The organism is Mesorhizobium sp. WSM4906, assembly GCF_029674625.1.
Lineage (GTDB): Bacteria > Pseudomonadota > Alphaproteobacteria > Rhizobiales > Rhizobiaceae > Mesorhizobium.
This window is the reverse complement of sequence record NZ_CP121355.1, coordinates 4,327,806-4,345,698: the sequence shown is the minus strand read 5'-3', so window position 1 is coordinate 4,345,698 and position 17,893 is coordinate 4,327,806. Positions and strand designations below refer to the sequence as shown.

Below are 17,893 nucleotides of genomic sequence, written 5' to 3'. Positions count from 1 at the left end.
TCCATTCCTGCTTGCCCGTGCGGGGCTCAAATTAAGGTCTCGTGCAACCCGCTCGAGTTACGCGTATTTCTTCTGGACTTCCTGGGCGACCGCGGTCGGAACCGGTTCGTAGTGGTCGAACTGCATCGTGTACTGGGCGCGGCCCTGCGACATCGAACGCAGATTGTCGACGTACTTGAACATGTTGGCCAAAGGCACCATGGCGTTGATGACGACAGCCACGCCACGCGCTTCCTGGCCCTGGATCTGGCCACGGCGGCCGTTGAGGTCGCCGATGACGCCGCCGACATAGTCTTCCGGCGTCACGACCTCGACCTTCATGATTGGCTCGAGCAGCTGCACGCCGAGCCTGGGCGCTGCTTCCTTGAAGCAGGCGCGGGACGCGATTTCGAACGCCAGCACCGAGGAGTCGACGTCGTGGAAGGCGCCGTCGATCAGCGTCGCCTTGACGCCGATCATCGGGAAGCCGGCGAACGGGCCGGAGCCCATGACGCTCTGGATGCCCTTCTCGACGCCCGGGATGTATTCCTTCGGCACCGCGCCGCCGACGATCTTGGACTCGAACACGAACTCTTCGCTCTCGGTGTTCGGCTCGAACAGGATCTTGACGCGCGCGAACTGGCCGGTACCGCCGGTCTGCTTCTTGTGCGTGTAGTCCTGCTCGTGGGTGCGGGTGATCGTCTCGCGATAGGCCACCTGCGGAGCGCCGACATTGGCTTCCACCTTGAACTCGCGGCGCATGCGGTCGACGATGATGTCGAGATGCAGCTCGCCCATGCCGGCGATGATGGTCTGGCCGCTTTCCTCGTCGGTCTTGACGCGGAAGGACGGGTCCTCGGCCGCCAGGCGATGCAGCGCGAGGCCCATCTTCTCCTGGTCGTTCTTGGTCTTCGGCTCGATGGCGATCTGGATGACCGGATCGGGGAATTCCATGCGCTCGAGGATGACCGGATGCAGCGGGTCGCAGAGCGTGTCGCCGGTGGTCGTGTCCTTGAGGCCGGCAAGTGCTACGATGTCACCTGCATAGGCTTCCTCGATGTCGGCGCGCGAGTTCGCATGCATCTGCAGCATGCGGCCGATGCGCTCCTTCTTTCCCTTCACGGTGTTGTCGAGCGAGGTGCCCTTGGTGAGCTTGCCCGAATAGATGCGAGCAAAGGTCAGCGAGCCGACGAACGGGTCGTTCATGATCTTGAACGCCAGCATCGACAGCGGCTCGTTGTCGTCGGCATGACGCTCGATCTCGGCGTCAGTCTTGGCGTCGACGCCCTTGATGGCCGGCACGTCGATCGGCGACGGCAGATATTCGACGACAGCGTCGAGCAGCGGCTGCACGCCCTTGTTCTTGAAGGCCGAGCCGCAGAACATCGGGAAGAACTTGACCGCGATGGTGCCCTTGCGGATCAGCGCGCGGATCTCGTCGTTCGACGGCATGTTGCCTTCGAGGTAGTTCTCGAGCGCGGTCTCGTCCATCTCGACGGCGGCCTCGATCATCTTCTCGCGATACTGCGCGGCCTTCTCCTTGAGGTCGGCCGGAATCTCGACGACGTCCCAGGCAGCGCCCAGCGTCTCGTCGCGCCAGACGAGCGCGTTCATCTCGACGAGGTCGACAACGCCCTTGAACTCGGTCTCGGCGCCAATCGGCAGCTGCATGACGACGGCCTGCGCGCCGAGGCGCGAGCCAATCATGTCCACCGAGCGGTAGAAGTCGGCGCCGATCTTGTCCATCTTGTTGCAGAAGATCATGCGCGGCACGTGGTACTTGTCGGCCTGGCGCCACACGGTCTCGGTCTGCGGCTCGACGCCGGCGTTGGCGTCGAGCAGCGCGATGGCGCCGTCGAGCACGCGCAGCGAACGCTCGACCTCAATGGTGAAGTCGACGTGTCCGGGGGTGTCGATGATGTTGAAGCGGCGCATCTTGCCGTCACGGCCCTTCCAGAAGGTCGTGGTCGCGGCCGAGGTGATGGTGATGCCGCGTTCCTGCTCCTGCTCCATCCAGTCCATGGTGGCAGCGCCGTCATGGACTTCGCCGATCTTGTGCGACTTGCCCGTGTAGTACAGGACGCGCTCGGTCGTCGTGGTCTTGCCGGCGTCGATATGCGCCATGATACCGAAATTGCGGTAGTCTTCGATTTTGTATTCGCGGGCCATGGGAGGTGCCTCTCAGTCTCGTTCGCGCTTTACCAGCGGTAGTGCGCGAAGGCGCGGTTGGCTTCCGCCATCTTGTGGGTGTCTTCACGCTTCTTGACGGCCGTGCCGCGGTTGTTGGCCGCATCCATCAGCTCGCCCGAGAGGCGGTCGATCATGGTGGTCTCGTTACGGTTGCGGGCCGCGGCGATAAGCCAGCGGATCGCCAGCGCCTGACGGCGCTCGGGGCGCACGTCGACCGGAACCTGGTAGGTAGCGCCACCGACGCGACGCGAGCGCACTTCCACATGCGGCGCGACATTGTCGAGCGCCTGATGGAAGACGGTAACCGGCTCCTGCTTGGTCTTTGCCTGGACCTGGTCGAGCGCGCCGTAGACGATGGTCTCGGCGACCGACTTCTTGCCGTCATACATGACGGCGTTCATAAACTTGGTGACGATCAGGTCGCCGAACTTGGGGTCCGGATTGATCTCACGCTTTTCTGCACTGTGACGACGGGACATGGCTTTTGTCTCTCAATCTCGTGGCACGGCGCAGTCAAAAAAAGCGCCGAAGCCGGAAACCCTTACTTCGGACGCTTCGCACCGTATTTCGAACGGCGCTGCTTGCGGTTCTTCACACCCTGCGTGTCGAGCACGCCGCGGATGATGTGGTAGCGGACACCCGGCAGATCCTTGACGCGGCCGCCGCGGATCATGACCACCGAGTGCTCCTGAAGGTTATGGCCTTCGCCCGGGATGTAGCCGATCACTTCGAAACCATTGGTCAGGCGGATCTTGGCCACCTTGCGCAGCGCCGAGTTCGGCTTCTTCGGCGTCGTGGTGTAGACGCGCGTGCAGACGCCCCGCTTCTGCGGGTTCTGCTGCATGGCCGGGACCTTGTTGCGCTTCACCGGCGCCAGGCGCGGCTTGCGGATCAGCTGGTTGACGGTAGGCATTAAACCCTCTTGTCTCTCAATTCCGTGTCTTGCCCTGTCAGGGCCGCTCAAAGCGTCATTTCCATACGCAAATTCGGGCAACACACCGCGTCTCGCGGTCCTGCCCGAACAAATTGCAGAGGAAGCGGAAGCCGCTTCATGCGCGCCGGAGATGTCTTTTCGCTCGTAAAACGAACCCTGTTTGAGGCAAACTCCAAGGCGCGTCGCCTCGGAAAGGCAAGTCTCACATCGGTTCTGACGTGGCGGCTTCTACTCGCAAGGCCGATATCCGTCAACCCCGGAACGGCAAATATTGCGCCCGATCCGGAGCTTGGCAGCCATGCGGAAAACGCATGTAATTTTCTTGCGTCTTTTTTCAAGAGCGGGGAAGAAAGTGACCGGCTTTCGGCTGTCATCTCGGCCGGCTTCGTGCAAGAAGGCGGCATGAATGGCAAAAACCCTCTCTTCCGGAGGAATCAGCCCGTGAACGACAATGAAGAGCGCCCGGTCACCATCATCACCGGCCGGGTCTGGCGGCGCAAGGGCGGCAAGCCGGAGGGCGTGCATGTGATGCTGGTCGCGCCCGACGATGATTCTGCCGTGCGCCGCGCCCTCGAATCGCTCGCGGCCGAAGGATTCGCCGAAGCCGAGCTCGACCAGATCGGCGACATGGAAGGCGTGCCCGACGAAGAGCCGCATCTGTCGGCCTATCAGGGCGCGCTGGAAGGTGAAGTGTCGATCGTCACCTTCGACGAACCGATCTGATCGGCAAGGCGGCCGGAACGCCTCCTCATTCGTCCTGGCTTGCCCGGCACCTTTGTCCTGCCTAGAACATCTCAGCCAAAATCCCTCGGAGCTCCCATGACCAGCAATCCCATCAGGCTCGGTATCGTCGGCGTTGGGAAGATCGTCCGCGATCAGCACCTTCCCGCACTCGCCAAGGACGGCAGCTATCAGCTTGCAGCCGCCGCGAGCCGCCACGGCAAGGTGGACGGCATTCCGAACTATCCGACGATCGAGGCGATGCTCGACGCCGAGCCCAACCTGGAAGCCGTCTCGCTCTGCATGCCGCCGCAGTTCCGCTACGACGCGGCGCGAGCCGCGCTCGAGGCCGGGAAGCATGTCTTTATGGAGAAGCCGCCGGGCGCCACCGTCAGCGAGGTCGAGGACCTGAAGGCGATTGCCGCGAAGAAAGGCGTTTCGCTTTTCGCCAGTTGGCATTCGCGCTATGCGCCGGCGGTCGAGGCCGCGCGTGCCTTCCTCGCCTCGGCCAGGGTCAGGTCGGCCGCCGTCAACTGGAAGGAGGACGTGCGCCGCTGGCACCCGAACCAGGAATGGATCTGGGCGCCGGGCGGTTTCGGCGTCTTCGATCCCGGCATCAACGCCCTGTCGATCGCGACCCACATCCTGCCGCCGATGTTCATCACCTCGGCCATTCTCGACTTCCCCGAGAATCGTGCTTCGCCGGTCGCAGCGCATGTCGTCTTCCGCACCTCGAACGGGCTGCCGGTGACGATGGAGCTCGACTGGCTGCAGACCGGACCGCAGAGCTGGGACATCCTGGCCGAGACCGACAAGGGCAAGATGGTGCTTTCGGGCGGCGGCGCAAAGCTCGCCGTCGACGGCAAGATCATCCACGACGAGCCGGAGGCCGAATATCCGATGCTCTACAAACGTTTCGCCGAGATCGTGCGGGCCGGCATCTCAGACGTCGACCTGGCACCGCTTCAGCATGTCGCCGACGCCTTCATGCTCGGCAAGCGCAACGTGGTCGAGGCGTTCTTCGATTGAGTCGGCGGGACCGGCGCTGCCGGCGTCAGTCCACGATCGCAATGGCAAACCCGTCGTAGCCCTTGGCGCCGACGGTCTGGATGGCGGTGCCGTTCAGGCGCTTCTCGCCGCCAATGAAGGAGAACGCCGCGCGTGCGCCTTCGACGTTGGCATCGCCGCTATCCTTGTTCACGACGGCGCCGTCGCGGATGACGTTGTCGCAGACGATCACCGTCCCCGAGCGCGCAAGCCGCATGGCCCAAGAGAGATAGTTCGGGTTGTTCGGTTTGTCGGCGTCGATGAAGATCAGGTCGAACGGACCGGCATTTTCGCTGACCAACACCGTGAGCGACTGAAGGGCCGGCCCGAGACGCAAATCCACCTTGTCGGAGACCCCTGCCCGCTCGAAGTTCGAGCGCGCGACCTCGGCGTGGTGCGGGTCGAGTTCCAGCGTCACGACCTTGCCGTCGGCAGGCAGACCCCTTGCCATCCAGATGGTCGAGTAGCCGCCGAGCGTGCCGATCTCGAGCACCTTTTTCGCACCGCCAATCCGCACCAGCAGTGAAAGCAATTTGCCCTGCGCTGGCGAAACGTCGATGGCCGGCAGACCCTGCTCGCGGTTGGCCGCAAGCGCGGCGTCAAGCGCGGGATCCGCTTCGAAGAGAGAGGCGACGATATAGTCGTCGACAGCCGTCCAGGTCCTGGCGCTCATGGTTCATCCTCGTCTTGGCAGGAATGCAAAAAGGGGCCACGCAGGCCCCTTTTCTTTCTCTTGTTCCATCCGCGCTTACTGCGCGGCGTTGACCATGTTGGTCAGCATCGGCTCGGCGACCTCGACGCCGGACGCCTTGCGGCGCTCGTCGATGATCAGCTCGTCGCGCGAGGTGGCGATGCGCCGGATCTGGCTCATCGTGCCGCCGGTGCCGGCCGGGATCAGACGGCCGACGATGACGTTTTCCTTCAGACCCTGCAGCATGTCGGTCTTGCCGGCAACCGCAGCTTCGGTCAGCACCCTGGTCGTCTCCTGGAAGGAGGCGGCCGAGATGAAGGACGGCGTCTGCAGCGAGGCCTTGGTGATGCCGAGCAGCACCGGCTGACCTTCGGCCGGCTTCTTGCCGTCCTCGATCAGGCGCTCGTTGACCTCTTCCAGCTCGATCACGTCGACGTGGTCGCCAGGAATGTAGGTCGAGTCGCCCTGCGCGGTGATCTCGACCTTCTGCAGCATCTGGCGAACGATCACCTCGATGTGCTTGTCGTTGATCGACACGCCCTGCAGGCGGTAGACCTCCTGGATCTCGTTGACGAGGTAGGACGCAAGCGCCTCCACGCCCTTGATCGCCAGGATGTCGTGCGGCGCCGGGTTGCCGTCGAGGATGTAGTCGCCCTTCTCGATGACGTCGCCGTCCTGGAGATGGAACGGCTTGCCCTTCGGGATCAGGTACTCGACCGGCTCCAGCGTCGAGTCATGCGGCTCGATGATGATGCGACGCTTGTTCTTGTAGTCGCGGCCGAAGCGGATCGTGCCATCGATCTCGGCGATGATGGCGTGGTCCTTCGGACGGCGAGCCTCGAACAGTTCGGCAACGCGCGGCAGACCACCGGTGATGTCCTTGGTCTTGGCGCTTTCCATCGGGATACGCGCCAGCACGTCGCCCGGACGGACATGTGCGCCCGGCTCGACCGAGAGGATGGCCTCGACCGAGAGCAGGAAGCGCGCATCGCCGCCCTTCGACAGCTTGCCGACCTTGCCCTTGGCGTCTTGGACGACGATCGCCGGCTTCAGGTCGCTGCCGCGCGGCGTCGAGCGCCAGTCGATGACCTCGCGCTTGGTGATGCCGGTCGATTCGTCGGCCGTTTCCTGAACGGAAATGCCGTCGACCAGATCCTCGAACGCCACCTTGCCCTCGATTTCGGTGAGGATCGGGCGGGTATAAGGATCCCACTCGGCGATGCGCTGGCCGCGCTTCACCTTGTCGCCATCGTCCACGAAGATGCGCGAGCCATAGGCGACGCGGTGCGTGGCGCGCTCCTTGCCGGCCTCGTCGAGGATCAGGACCGCCATGTTGCGGCCCATGACCATCTGCTGGCCGTCGGAGTTGCGCACCACGTTGCGGTTGCGGATCTCGACCTTGCCCTCATAGGAGGCTTCAAGGAACGAAGAGTCCACCACCTGCGCGGTGCCGCCCATGTGGAAGGTGCGCATGGTGAGCTGGGTGCCCGGCTCGCCGATCGACTGCGCAGCGATGACGCCGACAGCCTCGCCCTGGTTGACGGGCGTGCCGCGGGCAAGATCGCGACCATAGCAGACCGCGCAGACGCCGGTCCTGACCTCGCAGGTCAGCGCCGAGCGGATGCGCACCGACTGCACGCCGGCCTTCTCGATCTGCTCCACGTCGCGCTCGTCCATCAGCTTGCCGGCCTTGACCAGCAATTCGCCGGAGACCGGATGGTTGATGTCGTCGAGCGCCGTGCGGCCCAGCACGCGCTGACCGACCGAGGCGACGATCTGGCCGGCATCGACGATCGGCTGCATGGTGAGGCCCTTGTCGGTGCCGCAATCCAGCGAATTGACGATGCAGTCCTGCGCCACGTCGACCAGACGGCGGGTCAGGTAACCCGAGTTCGCCGTCTTCAACGCAGTGTCGGCCAGACCCTTGCGGGCGCCGTGGGTCGAGTTGAAGTACTCGAGCACGGTAAGGCCTTCCTTGAAGTTCGAGATGATGGGCGTCTCGATGATCTCGCCCGAAGGCTTGGCCATCAGGCCGCGCATGCCGGCGAGCTGGCGCATCTGGGTGGGCGAACCGCGCGCACCCGAATGCGACATCATGTAGATCGAGTTCATCGGCTTCTGACGGCCGTTTTCCTCGAACTCGACCGCCTTGATGCGAGCCATCATCTCGTCGGCGACCTTTTCCGAGCACTTGGCCCAGGCGTCGACCACCTTGTTGTACTTCTCGCCCTGGGTGATCAGGCCGTCATTGTACTGCTGCTCGTACTCCTTGGCCAAAGCCTCGGTGTCGGAGACCAGCTTCAGCTTGGTGTCCGGGATCACCATGTCGTCCTTGCCGAACGAAATGCCGGCGCGGCAGGCATGGGCGAAGCCGAGGGCCATGATGCGATCGCAGAAGATGACCGTCTCCTTCTGGCCGCAGTGGCGGTAGACGGTGTCGATCATCTTGGAGATGTTCTTCTTGGTCATCTCCTGGTTGGCGGTCTCATAAGGCACGTTGACGTTCTTCGGCAGAAGCTCGCCGATGATCATGCGGCCAGGCGTGGTGTCGTAGATCTTCGACACGACCTTGCCTTCGGCATCGACCGTGCGGAAGCGACCCTTGATCTTGGCGTGCAGCGTGACGGCCTTGGTCTCCAGCGCATGCTGGAGCTCGCCCATGTCGGCGAACACCATGCCTTCGCCCGGCTCGTTCTGGTTGACGATCGACAGATAGTAGAGACCGAGAACCATGTCCTGCGACGGCACGATGATCGGCGCGCCGGAGGCCGGGTGCAGGATGTTGTTGGTCGACATCATCAGCACGCGGGCTTCGAGCTGCGCTTCCAGCGACAGCGGCACGTGGACCGCCATCTGGTCACCGTCGAAGTCGGCGTTGAAGGCCGTGCAGACCAGCGGATGCAGCTGGATCGCCTTGCCTTCGATCAGGATCGGCTCGAACGCCTGGATGCCGAGGCGGTGCAGCGTCGGCGCGCGGTTCAACAGCACCGGATGCTCGCGGATGACCTCGTCGAGGATATCCCAAACCTCCGGACGCTCCTTCTCGACCAGCTTCTTCGCCTGCTTGACCGTCGAGGAGAAACCCTTGGCGTCGAGGCGGGCGTAGATGAAGGGCTTGAAGAGTTCGAGCGCCATCTTCTTCGGCAGGCCGCACTGATGCAGCTTGAGCTCCGGACCGGTCACGATGACCGAGCGGCCGGAATAGTCGACGCGCTTGCCGAGCAGGTTCTGGCGGAACCGGCCCTGCTTGCCCTTCAGCATGTCGGACAGCGACTTCAGCGGACGCTTGTTGGCGCCGGTGATGACGCGGCCGCGGCGACCGTTGTCGAAGAGCGCGTCGACGGCCTCCTGCAGCATGCGCTTTTCGTTGCGCACGATGATGCCCGGCGCGCGCAGCTCGATCAGCCGCTTCAGGCGGTTGTTGCGGTTGATGACGCGGCGATAGAGGTCGTTGAGGTCGGACGTCGCGAAGCGGCCGCCGTCCAGCGGGACGAGCGGGCGCAAGTCCGGCGGGATAACCGGAACCACCTTCATGATCATCCATTCCGGGCGGTTGCCGGATTCCATGAAGTTCTCGACGACCTTCAGCCGTTTCAAGAGCTTCTTCTGCTTGAGCTCGGACGTGGTCGAAGCCAGCTCGGAGCGCAGGTCGCCGGCGATCTTCTCCAGGTCCATGCCGGCGAGCAGGTCATGGATGGCCTCGGCGCCGATCATGGCGGTGAAGGAATCCTCGCCATACTCGTCGACGGCCAGCATGTACTCTTCCTCGCTGAGCAGCTGGTGCTCCTTCAGCGCGGTGAGGCCGGGCTCGGTGACGATGTAGTTCTCGAAGTAAAGCACACGCTCGATGTCCTTCAGCGTCATGTCGAGCAGCGTGCCGATGCGCGAGGGCAGCGACTTCAGGAACCAGATGTGGGCGACGGGCGCGGCGAGCTCGATATGGCCCATGCGCTCGCGGCGGACGCGCGACAGCGTGACTTCGACGCCGCACTTCTCGCAGATGACGCCCTTGTACTTCATGCGCTTGTACTTGCCGCACAGGCACTCGTAGTCCTTGATCGGGCCAAAAATGCGCGCGCAGAACAGACCGTCACGCTCCGGCTTGAAGGTGCGGTAGTTGATGGTCTCCGGCTTCTTGATCTCGCCGAACGACCAGGACAGAATCTTCTCAGGGCTGGCAAGCGAGATCCGGATCGAATCGAACACCTGCGCAGGCGCCTGGGGGTTGAAGAGATTCATGACCTCTTGGTTCATGCCGTTCTCCTTTTCGGGGTCCTCGAAAACCCCTTGCATCGATCGCGGGCCGAATGCCCGCAGACTGGCCGGCCTGACCGGCCGAAGAATACTTCTTGGTTGAGCATGATCTCGTCCGAAAACCGGTTTTCGGGATCATGCTCGGGACGCGCCGCGACTTAGGTGGCGGCGCGCCATTGCCTTACTCGGCTGCGCCCCTATTCGGCAGCATCCGGCAGCCGTACAGGAGCGTCTTCGAACTTGGTGTTCTCCAGTTCGACATTGAGGCCCAGCGAACGCATTTCCTTGACGAGAACGTTGAAGCTCTCGGGGATACCCGCCTCGAAGGTGTCGTCGCCTCTGACGATCGCCTCGTAGACCTTGGTGCGCCCGGCCACGTCGTCAGACTTCACCGTCAGCATTTCCTGCAGCGTGTAGGCGGCGCCGTAAGCTTCGAGCGCCCAGACCTCCATTTCGCCGAAGCGCTGGCCGCCGAACTGCGCCTTGCCGCCCAGCGGCTGCTGGGTGACGAGCGAGTACGGACCGATCGAGCGCGCGTGGATCTTGTCGTCCACCAGGTGGTGAAGCTTGAGCATATAGATGTAGCCCATCGTCACCTTGCGATCGAACGGCTCGCCGGTGCGGCCGTCATAGAGCTGCGACTGACCGCTGGTGTGCAGGCCGGCCTGCTCCAGCATGGTGTTGATGTCGGCCTCGTGCGCGCCGTCGAACACCGGGGTCGCGATGGAGACGCCGCGGCGCATCTGCTCGCTCAGGCGAATGATGCTCTCGTCGTCATAGTCGCGGATCGGCTCGTTGCGGTCGTTGGAAGGCATGAAGCTCTCCAGCGTCTTGCGCAGCGGCTTGATGTCGCCGCCCGACTTGTAGGCATCGATCAGCTCGCCGATCTTCCTGCCCATGCCGGCGCAGGCCCAGCCCAGATGCGTTTCCAGGATCTGGCCGACATTCATGCGGCTCGGCACACCCAGCGGGTTGAGCACGATGTCGGCATGCGTGCCATCCTCGAGGAAAGGCATGTCCTCGACAGGAACGATGCGCGACACGACACCCTTGTTGCCGTGACGGCCGGCCATCTTGTCGCCCGGCTGCATCTTGCGCTTCACCGCCACGAAGACCTTGACCATCTTCATGACGCCCGGAGGCATCTCGTCGCCGCGCTGCACCTTCTCGACCTTGTCCATGAAGCGCTGCTCGAGCGCCTTCTTGGAGTCGTCGTACTGGCCGCGCAGCGCTTCCAGTTCGCTCTGGAGCTTTTCGTTCTCCACGGCGAACTGCCACCACTGCGAGCGCGGATATTCGTCGAGCGTGTCCTTCGACAGCTTCGAGCCCTTCTTGAAGCCCTTCGGTCCGGCGATCGCATCCTTGCCGACCAGCATGTCGGAAAGACGCGAATAGACGTTGCGGTCGAGGATCGCCTGCTCGTCGTCGCGGTCCTTGGCCAGGCGCTCGATCTCCTCGCGCTCGATCGCCATGGCGCGCTCGTCCTTCTCCACGCCGTGGCGGTTGAAGACGCGCACTTCGACGACGGTGCCGAAGGTGCCCGGAGGCATGCGCATGGAGGTGTCGCGAACGTCCGAGGCCTTCTCGCCGAAGATGGCGCGCAGCAGCTTTTCTTCCGGCGTCATCGGGCTTTCGCCCTTCGGCGTGATCTTGCCGACCAGGATGTCGCCCGGCTGCACTTCCGCGCCGATATAGACGATGCCGGCCTCGTCGAGGTTCTTCAGCGCTTCTTCCGAAACGTTCGGAATGTCGCGCGTGATTTCCTCCGGTCCGAGCTTGGTGTCGCGGGCCATGACCTCGAACTCCTCGATATGGATCGAGGTGAAGACGTCGTCGGCCACGATGCGCTCGGAGAGCAGGATCGAGTCCTCGTAGTTGTAGCCGTTCCAAGGCATGAATGCGACCAGCACGTTGCGGCCGAGCGCCAGATCGCCGAGCTCGGTCGACGGACCGTCGGCGATGATGTCGCCCTTGTTCACGCGGTCGCCCACACGCACCAGCGGACGCTGGTTGATGCAGGTGTTCTGGTTCGAACGCTGGAACTTCATCAGCCGGTAGATGTCGACGCCGGACTTGGCCGGGTCGAGATCTTCCGTCGCACGGATGACGATACGGGTGGCGTCCACCTGGTCGACCACGCCGCCGCGGCGGGCGCCGATGGCGGCACCCGAGTCGCGAGCCACGACCGGCTCCATGCCGGTGCCGACGAACGGCGCCTCGGCGCGCACCAGCGGCACGGCCTGACGCTGCATGTTCGAGCCCATCAGCGCGCGGTTGGCGTCGTCGTTCTCGAGGAACGGGATGAGCGCCGCCGCCACCGAGACCATCTGCTTCGGCGACACGTCCATCAGGTCGACGTTCTCGCGCGGCGCCATCATCACCTCGCCGGCGTTGCGGCAGATGACGAACTCGTCGACGAAGCTGCCGTTCTTGTCGAGCTCGGCGTTGGCCTGCGCGACATGGTGCTTGGCCTCTTCCATCGCCGACAGATAGACGACTTCATTGGTCAGCTTGCCGTTGACGATCTTGCGGTACGGGCTCTCGATGAAGCCGTACTTGTTGACGCGCGCGAAAGTGGCGAGCGAGTTGATCAGACCGATATTCGGGCCTTCCGGCGTCTCGATCGGGCAGATGCGGCCGTAATGCGTCGGGTGCACGTCGCGCACCTCGAAGCCGGCGCGCTCGCGGGTCAGACCGCCCGGTCCAAGTGCCGACAGGCGGCGCTTGTGGGTGATCTCCGACAGCGGGTTGGTCTGGTCCATGAACTGCGACAGCTGCGAGGAGCCGAAGAACTCGCGCACGGCGGCGGCCGCCGGCTTGGCGTTGATCAGGTCCTGCGGCATGACCGTGTCGATCTCGATCGAGGACATGCGTTCCTTGATCGCGCGCTCCATGCGCAGCAGGCCGACGCGGTACTGATTCTCCATCAGCTCGCCGACCGAACGCACGCGGCGGTTGCCGAGATTGTCGATGTCGTCGATCTCGCCCTTGCCGTCGCGCAGCTCCACCAGCGTCTTGACCACGGCCAGGATGTCTTCCTTGCGCAACACGCGCACGGTGTCCTCGGCCTTGAGCTCGAGGCGCATGTTCATCTTGACGCGGCCGACGGCCGACAGGTCATAGCGCTCGCTGTCGAAGAATAGCGAGTTGAACATGGCTTCTGCGGTCTCGAGCGTCGGCGGCTCGCCCGGGCGCATGACGCGGTAGATGTCGAACAGCGCGTCCTGGCGGCTCTCGTTCTTGTCGACGGCCAAAGTGTTGCGAATGTAGGCGCCGACATTGACATGGTCGATGTCGAGGATCTGGATCTCGTCCTCGCCGGTGCCGAGCAGCACCTTCAGCGTCTTGTCGTCGATCTCGTCGCCGGCCTCGAGGAATATCTCGCCGGTGGCGTAGTTGACGATGTCCTCGGCCAGGTAGTTGCCGAGCAGGTCCTCGTCGGTTGCCTTGATCGCCTTAAGGCCCTTCTCGCCGAGCTGGCGGGCCTGGCGGGCGGTGATCTTCTTGCCGGCCTCGACGACGATCTCGCCCGTGTCGGCATCGACCAGGTCGCCGACCGCCTTGAGGCCGCGGAACCGCTCGACGTTGAACGGGATGCGCCAGTGGTCGCCGGCGCGCTTGTAGGTGATCTTGTTGTAGAAGGTCGACAGGATCTCTTCGCCGTCCATGCCGAGCGCCATGAGCAGCGACGTCACCGGAATCTTGCGGCGGCGGTCGATACGGGCGTGCACGACGTCCTTGGAGTCGAACTCGATGTCGAGCCAGGAACCGCGATAGGGAATGACGCGCGCGGCAAACAGCAGCTTGCCCGACGAGTGCGACTTGCCCTTGTCATGGTCGAAGAAGACGCCCGGCGAGCGGTGCATCTGCGAGACGATGACGCGCTCGGTGCCGTTGACGATGAAGGTGCCGTTCGACGTCATGAGCGGCATGTCGCCCATGTAGACGTCCTGCTCCTTGATATCCTTGATCGACTTGGCACCGGTATCCTCGTCGATATCAAACACGATGAGGCGCAGCGTCACCTTGAGCGGCGCGGCATAGGTCAGGTCGCGCTGACGGCACTCGTCAACGTCGAATTTCGGTCCTTCGAACTCATACTTCACGAATTCCAGCATCGAGGAGCCGGAAAAATCGGAGATCGGGAAGACCGACTTGAAAACGGCCTGCAGTCCCTCGTCCGGACGCCCGCCCTTGGGCTCGTCCACCATCAGGAACTGGTCATAAGATGCCTTCTGAACCTCGATCAGGTTCGGCATCTCCGCAACTTCCGGGATCTTTCCGAAGAACTTGCGTACGCGTCTGCGGCCATTGAAAGTCTGGGTCTGGGCCATCGTCGCTCCTTAGCTCAAAACTCGGGACGAACCTCGCCGCGGTTCGCCTTGCACCAACGGGCCGCCTCGCCGGCTGCCCCTGTCTGTTTTCCGGCTGCCCTTTCCAATTGCTTGGCGGCTGCCGGCTAAAACGGGAGAAAACCCGTTTCCTGAAGGCCGCTTCCGGCCCTCAGGAAAGAGGTTTTCAAACGTCTCGCGTTCACGAAACCTCCCCCTTAACCAGGGAGGGGGCGGACGGCGCGAGACCGTCCGCCCTCGCCTATTACTTCAGCTCGACCTTGGCGCCAGCTGCTTCCAGCTGAGCCTTGAACTTGTCGGCGTCGGCCTTGGAAACGCCTTCCTTGACCGGCTTCGGAGCCGCTTCGACCAGGTCCTTGGCTTCCTTGAGGCCAAGGCCGGTGATGGCGCGGACTTCCTTGATGACGTTGATCTTCTGGGCGCCGGCGTCGGCGAGAACGACGTCGAATTCCGTCTTCTCTTCAGCCGGAGCAGCAGCAGCGGCAGCGCCACCGGCAGCAGCGGCAACCGCCACCGGAGCGGCGGCCGAAACGCCCCACTTCTCTTCCAGGAGCTTCGACAGCTCGGCCGCCTCGAGGACGGTCAGCTTCGAAAGGTCGTCTACGATCTTCGCGAGATCAGCCATTTGTGTATTCCTTTACTTGGTTCGAACGTGTGTTGTTGACAGCGAGGAACGGCCTCATGCCGCCTCGTCCTTCCGGGCGTAAGCGCCGATGACGCGCGCGACCGAAGCCGCGGGCGCATTGACGATCTGGGCGATCCGGGTTGCCGGCGTGGCAATCATGCCAACCAGCTTCGCGCGCAGCTCGTCGAGCGACGGCATCGTGGCGAGCGCCTTGACACCATCGGCGTTGAGCGAGGTCGAGCCCATCGCGCCGCCGAGAATGATCAGCTTGTCATTCCCCTTGGCGAACTCGGACGCGATCTTCGGCGCCGCAACCGGATCCTCCGAATAAGCGATCAGCGTCTGTCCCTTGAACAGATCGACGATCGATGCGGAGTCCGTGCCCTGAAGAGCGATCTTGGCGAGACGGTTCTTCGCGACTTTGACGGTGCCACCGGCGGCGCGCATCTTCGACCTCAGGTCGTTCATTTGCGCCACGGTGATACCGGCGTAGTGGGCCACGACGACTGAACCCGCGTTCGAGAACGCTTCGTTCAGGCCCGTGACGAGTTCGCGTTTTTCCGCTCTGTCCACTGCCTATCTCCAGTTGACCCCTGCCTCATTCTCGAGGTCAGAGGTCGGGTTGCCTTTTGCCGGCCGGGCCATCCAAAAACGGATCTCCCGAACGGCGCTCGAGGATCCTGCCCCCTTTCGCCACACCGACGGCCAAGCCGGCGATGTGCTGACAAAAGGCAAACACGGTTCGAACCTTTCATTGGAGCTTTTCGCTCCTTTGTCGGGTCTTCACCCGTCTCATGCAGGCCCATGCGAATTAAGGCTTTTGGGCCGCCTGCAATCTCGGACAGGATATCCGGAAGCCTTTCGGCCTCCGGGTTACCGGACCGCCGACGGATCGGCGGTCCGGAATTCTTGTTTGTTGGAGCATGATCTTTTCCGAAAACCGGTTCCCACTTTTCGGGATCATGCTCCAACGACCGGCCTGAAGCCGATCAGGACGACACTTACGACGCGGCGAGCGTCGCGATGTCGAGCTTGAGGCCGGGACCCATCGTCGAGGTGACCGACACCTTCTTGACATAGTTGCCCTTGGCGCCGGCGGGCTTTGCCTTGTTCACCGCATCGGCGAAGGCCCGCACATTCTCTTCCAGCGCCTTGACGTCGAACGACACCTTGCCGACGCCGGCCTGGACGATGCCGGCCTTCTCGACGCGGAACTCGACGGCACCGCCTTTGGAGGCCTTGACGGCGGCAGCCACGTCGGTGGTCACGGTGCCGACCTTCGGGTTCGGCATCATGCCGCGCGGGCCGAGCACCTTACCCAGGCGGCCGACCAGCGGCATCATGTCCGGGGTGGCGATGCAGCGATCGAAATCGATCGTGCCCTTCTGGACGATCTCGACCAGGTCCTCGGCGCCAACGATATCGGCGCCGGCGGCCTTGGCTTCCTCGGCCTTGTCGCCGCGCGCGAACACGGCGACGCGAACCGAGCGGCCGGTGCCGTTCGGCAGATTGACCACGCCGCGGACCATCTGGTCGGCATGGCGGGGATCGACGCCAAGGTTCATCGAAATCTCGACGGTCTCGTCGAACTTAACCGTGGACCGGTCCTTGAGCAGCTGCAGCGCCTCGTTGAGGGCGTAGGCCTTGTTCGGATCGATGCCTTCGCGGCTCTTGGCAACTCGCTTTGCAATCTTTGCCATGATCTTAGCCCACCACTTCCAGGCCCATCGAGCGGGCGGAGCCCTCGACCATGCGCATGGCCGCCTCGACGTCGTTTGCGTTCAGGTCCTTCATCTTCTGCTCGGCGATCTGGCGCACCTTGTCGCGCGAGATCGTGCCGACCTTGGTCTTGCCCGGCTCCTTGGAGCCCGACTTCAGGTTGGCGGCCTTCTTCAGGAAGTAGCTCACCGGCGGCGTCTTCATGACGAAGGTGAACGACTTGTCCTGGTAGTAAGTGATCACGACCGGGATGGGCGAGCCCTTCTCCAGTTCCTGGGTCTGCGCGTTGAACGCCTTGCAGAACTCCATGATGTTGATGCCGCGCTGACCAAGCGCCGGGCCGATCGGGGGCGACGGCGTGGCCGAGCCCGCGGCAACCTGGAGCTTGAGCTGGCCTGCAACTTTCTTAGCCATCTCTATTCCTGCCTTTTCTCATGCCGGCCCCGCTGTCGGGAAATGCCGGCGGTTGCAGTCCGGTGGTGCGGCTCCAGCGGCCGGCTAAACCGCTTTCGCCTCCCACCCGTTCATGGCAGCGCGCTTTCTCGCGCCGCCGACCCCTCATCGCCTGTCGGCCGAAGGATCTTCGGATCAGCCCTTTTCGACCTGTCCGAATTCGAGATCGACCGGCACAGCGCGCCCGAAGATCGAAACTTCCACCTTGAGGCGCGCGCGCTCCTCGTCCACTTCCTGGACGAAGCCGTTGAACGACGCGAACGGACCGTCCGAAACGCGGATCGCCTCGCCGATCTCGAAGGTGACCGACGGCTTCGGCCGCTCGACGCCCTCCTGAACCTGGTTCAGGATGCGCTGCGCCTCGGTCTCGGTGATCGGCACCGGCTTGGAGTCGCCGAGGAAGCCGGTGACCTTCGGCGTGTTCTTGACCAGCGAGAACACGGCGTCCGTCAGGTTGGCCTTCAAGAGCACATAGCCCGGGAAGAACTTGCGCTCGGCGTCGACCTTGCGGCCGCGACGGATCTCGACGACCTTCTCGGTCGGCACCACGATCTGCTCGATCTCGCCGGACAGGCCCTTCTGCTTGGCCTTGTTCTCGATATCCTCGGCGACCTTCTTCTCGAAGTTCGAATAAGCGTGGACGATGTACCACCGCGCAGTCATTTCACGACCTCTCCGTAATCGCCGAACTTAATGTCCGAGGCCCAGAATCCACTCGATCGCATAGCCCATGGCTATGTCGGCGGCGAAGAAGAAGATCATCGCGATGACCGCGAACACCAGCACCATCACCGTCGAGATCATGGTCTCGCGGCGCGAGGGCCATGTCACCTTGGCCGTCTCCGCGCGAACCTGCTGGAGAAAGGTGAAAGGATTTGTGGTTTTCGAAGCCATCTGCCGCTCTGTCTTCAAGACCCGTTGGCCGGGCC

At 63.3% G+C, this 17,893-nt stretch carries 14 protein-coding genes; 2 read left to right on the top strand and 12 right to left on the bottom strand.

All coding sequences use genetic code 11. From position 1 onward, the window contains the following. Positions 1–57 precede the first annotated feature (57 nt). From fusA to rpsL, 3 genes are all read right to left on the bottom strand, one after another. Positions 58–2,148 carry an elongation factor G gene (gene fusA, locus QAZ22_RS20765; protein WP_041003104.1) on the bottom strand — a complete coding sequence of 697 codons (2,091 nt, stop codon included), beginning with the start codon at positions 2,146–2,148 and terminating at the stop codon, positions 58–60. A 29-nt stretch (positions 2,149–2,177) separates the two neighbouring features. Next, a complete protein-coding gene (gene rpsG / locus QAZ22_RS20760; protein ID WP_059189563.1) occupies positions 2,178–2,648 on the bottom strand; it encodes a 30S ribosomal protein S7 in 471 nt (156 codons plus the stop codon). Positions 2,649–2,710: 62 nt separating this feature from the next. Then, complete coding sequence (gene rpsL, locus QAZ22_RS20755; RefSeq protein WP_006202128.1) at positions 2,711–3,082, bottom strand: 30S ribosomal protein S12; 372 nt, start codon at positions 3,080–3,082, stop codon at positions 2,711–2,713. 462 nt (positions 3,083–3,544) lie between these two features. On the opposite strand from rpsL, the gene QAZ22_RS20750 reads away from it, so the two are divergent. Then, positions 3,545–3,826, top strand: coding sequence for a transcriptional regulator (locus QAZ22_RS20750; protein WP_278077448.1), 282 nt, complete (start codon positions 3,545–3,547; stop codon positions 3,824–3,826). Positions 3,827–3,922: 96 nt separating this feature from the next. Beyond that, complete coding sequence (locus tag QAZ22_RS20745) at positions 3,923–4,852, top strand: Gfo/Idh/MocA family oxidoreductase (protein WP_278202600.1); 930 nt, start codon at positions 3,923–3,925, stop codon at positions 4,850–4,852. Between the two features lie 25 nt (positions 4,853–4,877). On the opposite strand, the gene QAZ22_RS20740 is transcribed toward QAZ22_RS20745, so the two are convergent. The 9 genes from QAZ22_RS20740 to secE form a co-directional block, all read right to left on the bottom strand. Then, positions 4,878–5,543, bottom strand: coding sequence for an O-methyltransferase (locus tag QAZ22_RS20740; RefSeq protein ID WP_278202599.1), 666 nt, complete (start codon positions 5,541–5,543; stop codon positions 4,878–4,880). A 75-nt stretch (positions 5,544–5,618) separates the two neighbouring features. Beyond that, positions 5,619–9,815: a DNA-directed RNA polymerase subunit beta' gene (gene rpoC / locus QAZ22_RS20735; protein ID WP_278202598.1), complete on the bottom strand. Its 4,197-nt coding sequence runs from the start codon at positions 9,813–9,815 to the stop codon at positions 5,619–5,621. Between the two features lie 197 nt (positions 9,816–10,012). Then, positions 10,013–14,149 (bottom strand): DNA-directed RNA polymerase subunit beta, encoded by a 4,137-nt coding sequence (gene rpoB, locus QAZ22_RS20730; RefSeq protein WP_278077430.1) that lies wholly within the window; start codon positions 14,147–14,149, stop codon positions 10,013–10,015. 262 nt (positions 14,150–14,411) lie between these two features. Further along, positions 14,412–14,792 (bottom strand): 50S ribosomal protein L7/L12, encoded by a 381-nt coding sequence (rplL, locus tag QAZ22_RS20725; protein ID WP_040983055.1) that lies wholly within the window; start codon positions 14,790–14,792, stop codon positions 14,412–14,414. Positions 14,793–14,846: 54 nt separating this feature from the next. Then, positions 14,847–15,365, bottom strand: a complete 519-nt coding sequence (gene rplJ / locus QAZ22_RS20720; protein WP_066989579.1) for a 50S ribosomal protein L10 — start codon at positions 15,363–15,365, stop codon at positions 14,847–14,849. A gap of 428 nt (positions 15,366–15,793) precedes the next feature. Beyond that, complete coding sequence (gene rplA / locus QAZ22_RS20715) at positions 15,794–16,492, bottom strand: 50S ribosomal protein L1 (RefSeq protein ID WP_278202597.1); 699 nt, start codon at positions 16,490–16,492, stop codon at positions 15,794–15,796. A 4-nt stretch (positions 16,493–16,496) separates the two neighbouring features. Next, positions 16,497–16,925 (bottom strand): 50S ribosomal protein L11, encoded by a 429-nt coding sequence (gene rplK, locus QAZ22_RS20710; protein WP_278077433.1) that lies wholly within the window; start codon positions 16,923–16,925, stop codon positions 16,497–16,499. 174 nt (positions 16,926–17,099) lie between these two features. After that, positions 17,100–17,627 (bottom strand): transcription termination/antitermination protein NusG, encoded by a 528-nt coding sequence (nusG, locus tag QAZ22_RS20705; protein WP_059189556.1) that lies wholly within the window; start codon positions 17,625–17,627, stop codon positions 17,100–17,102. 27 nt (positions 17,628–17,654) lie between these two features. After that, positions 17,655–17,858 carry a preprotein translocase subunit SecE gene (secE, locus tag QAZ22_RS20700; protein ID WP_040974128.1) on the bottom strand — a complete coding sequence of 68 codons (204 nt, stop codon included), beginning with the start codon at positions 17,856–17,858 and terminating at the stop codon, positions 17,655–17,657. Positions 17,859–17,893: the final 35 nt, after the last annotated feature.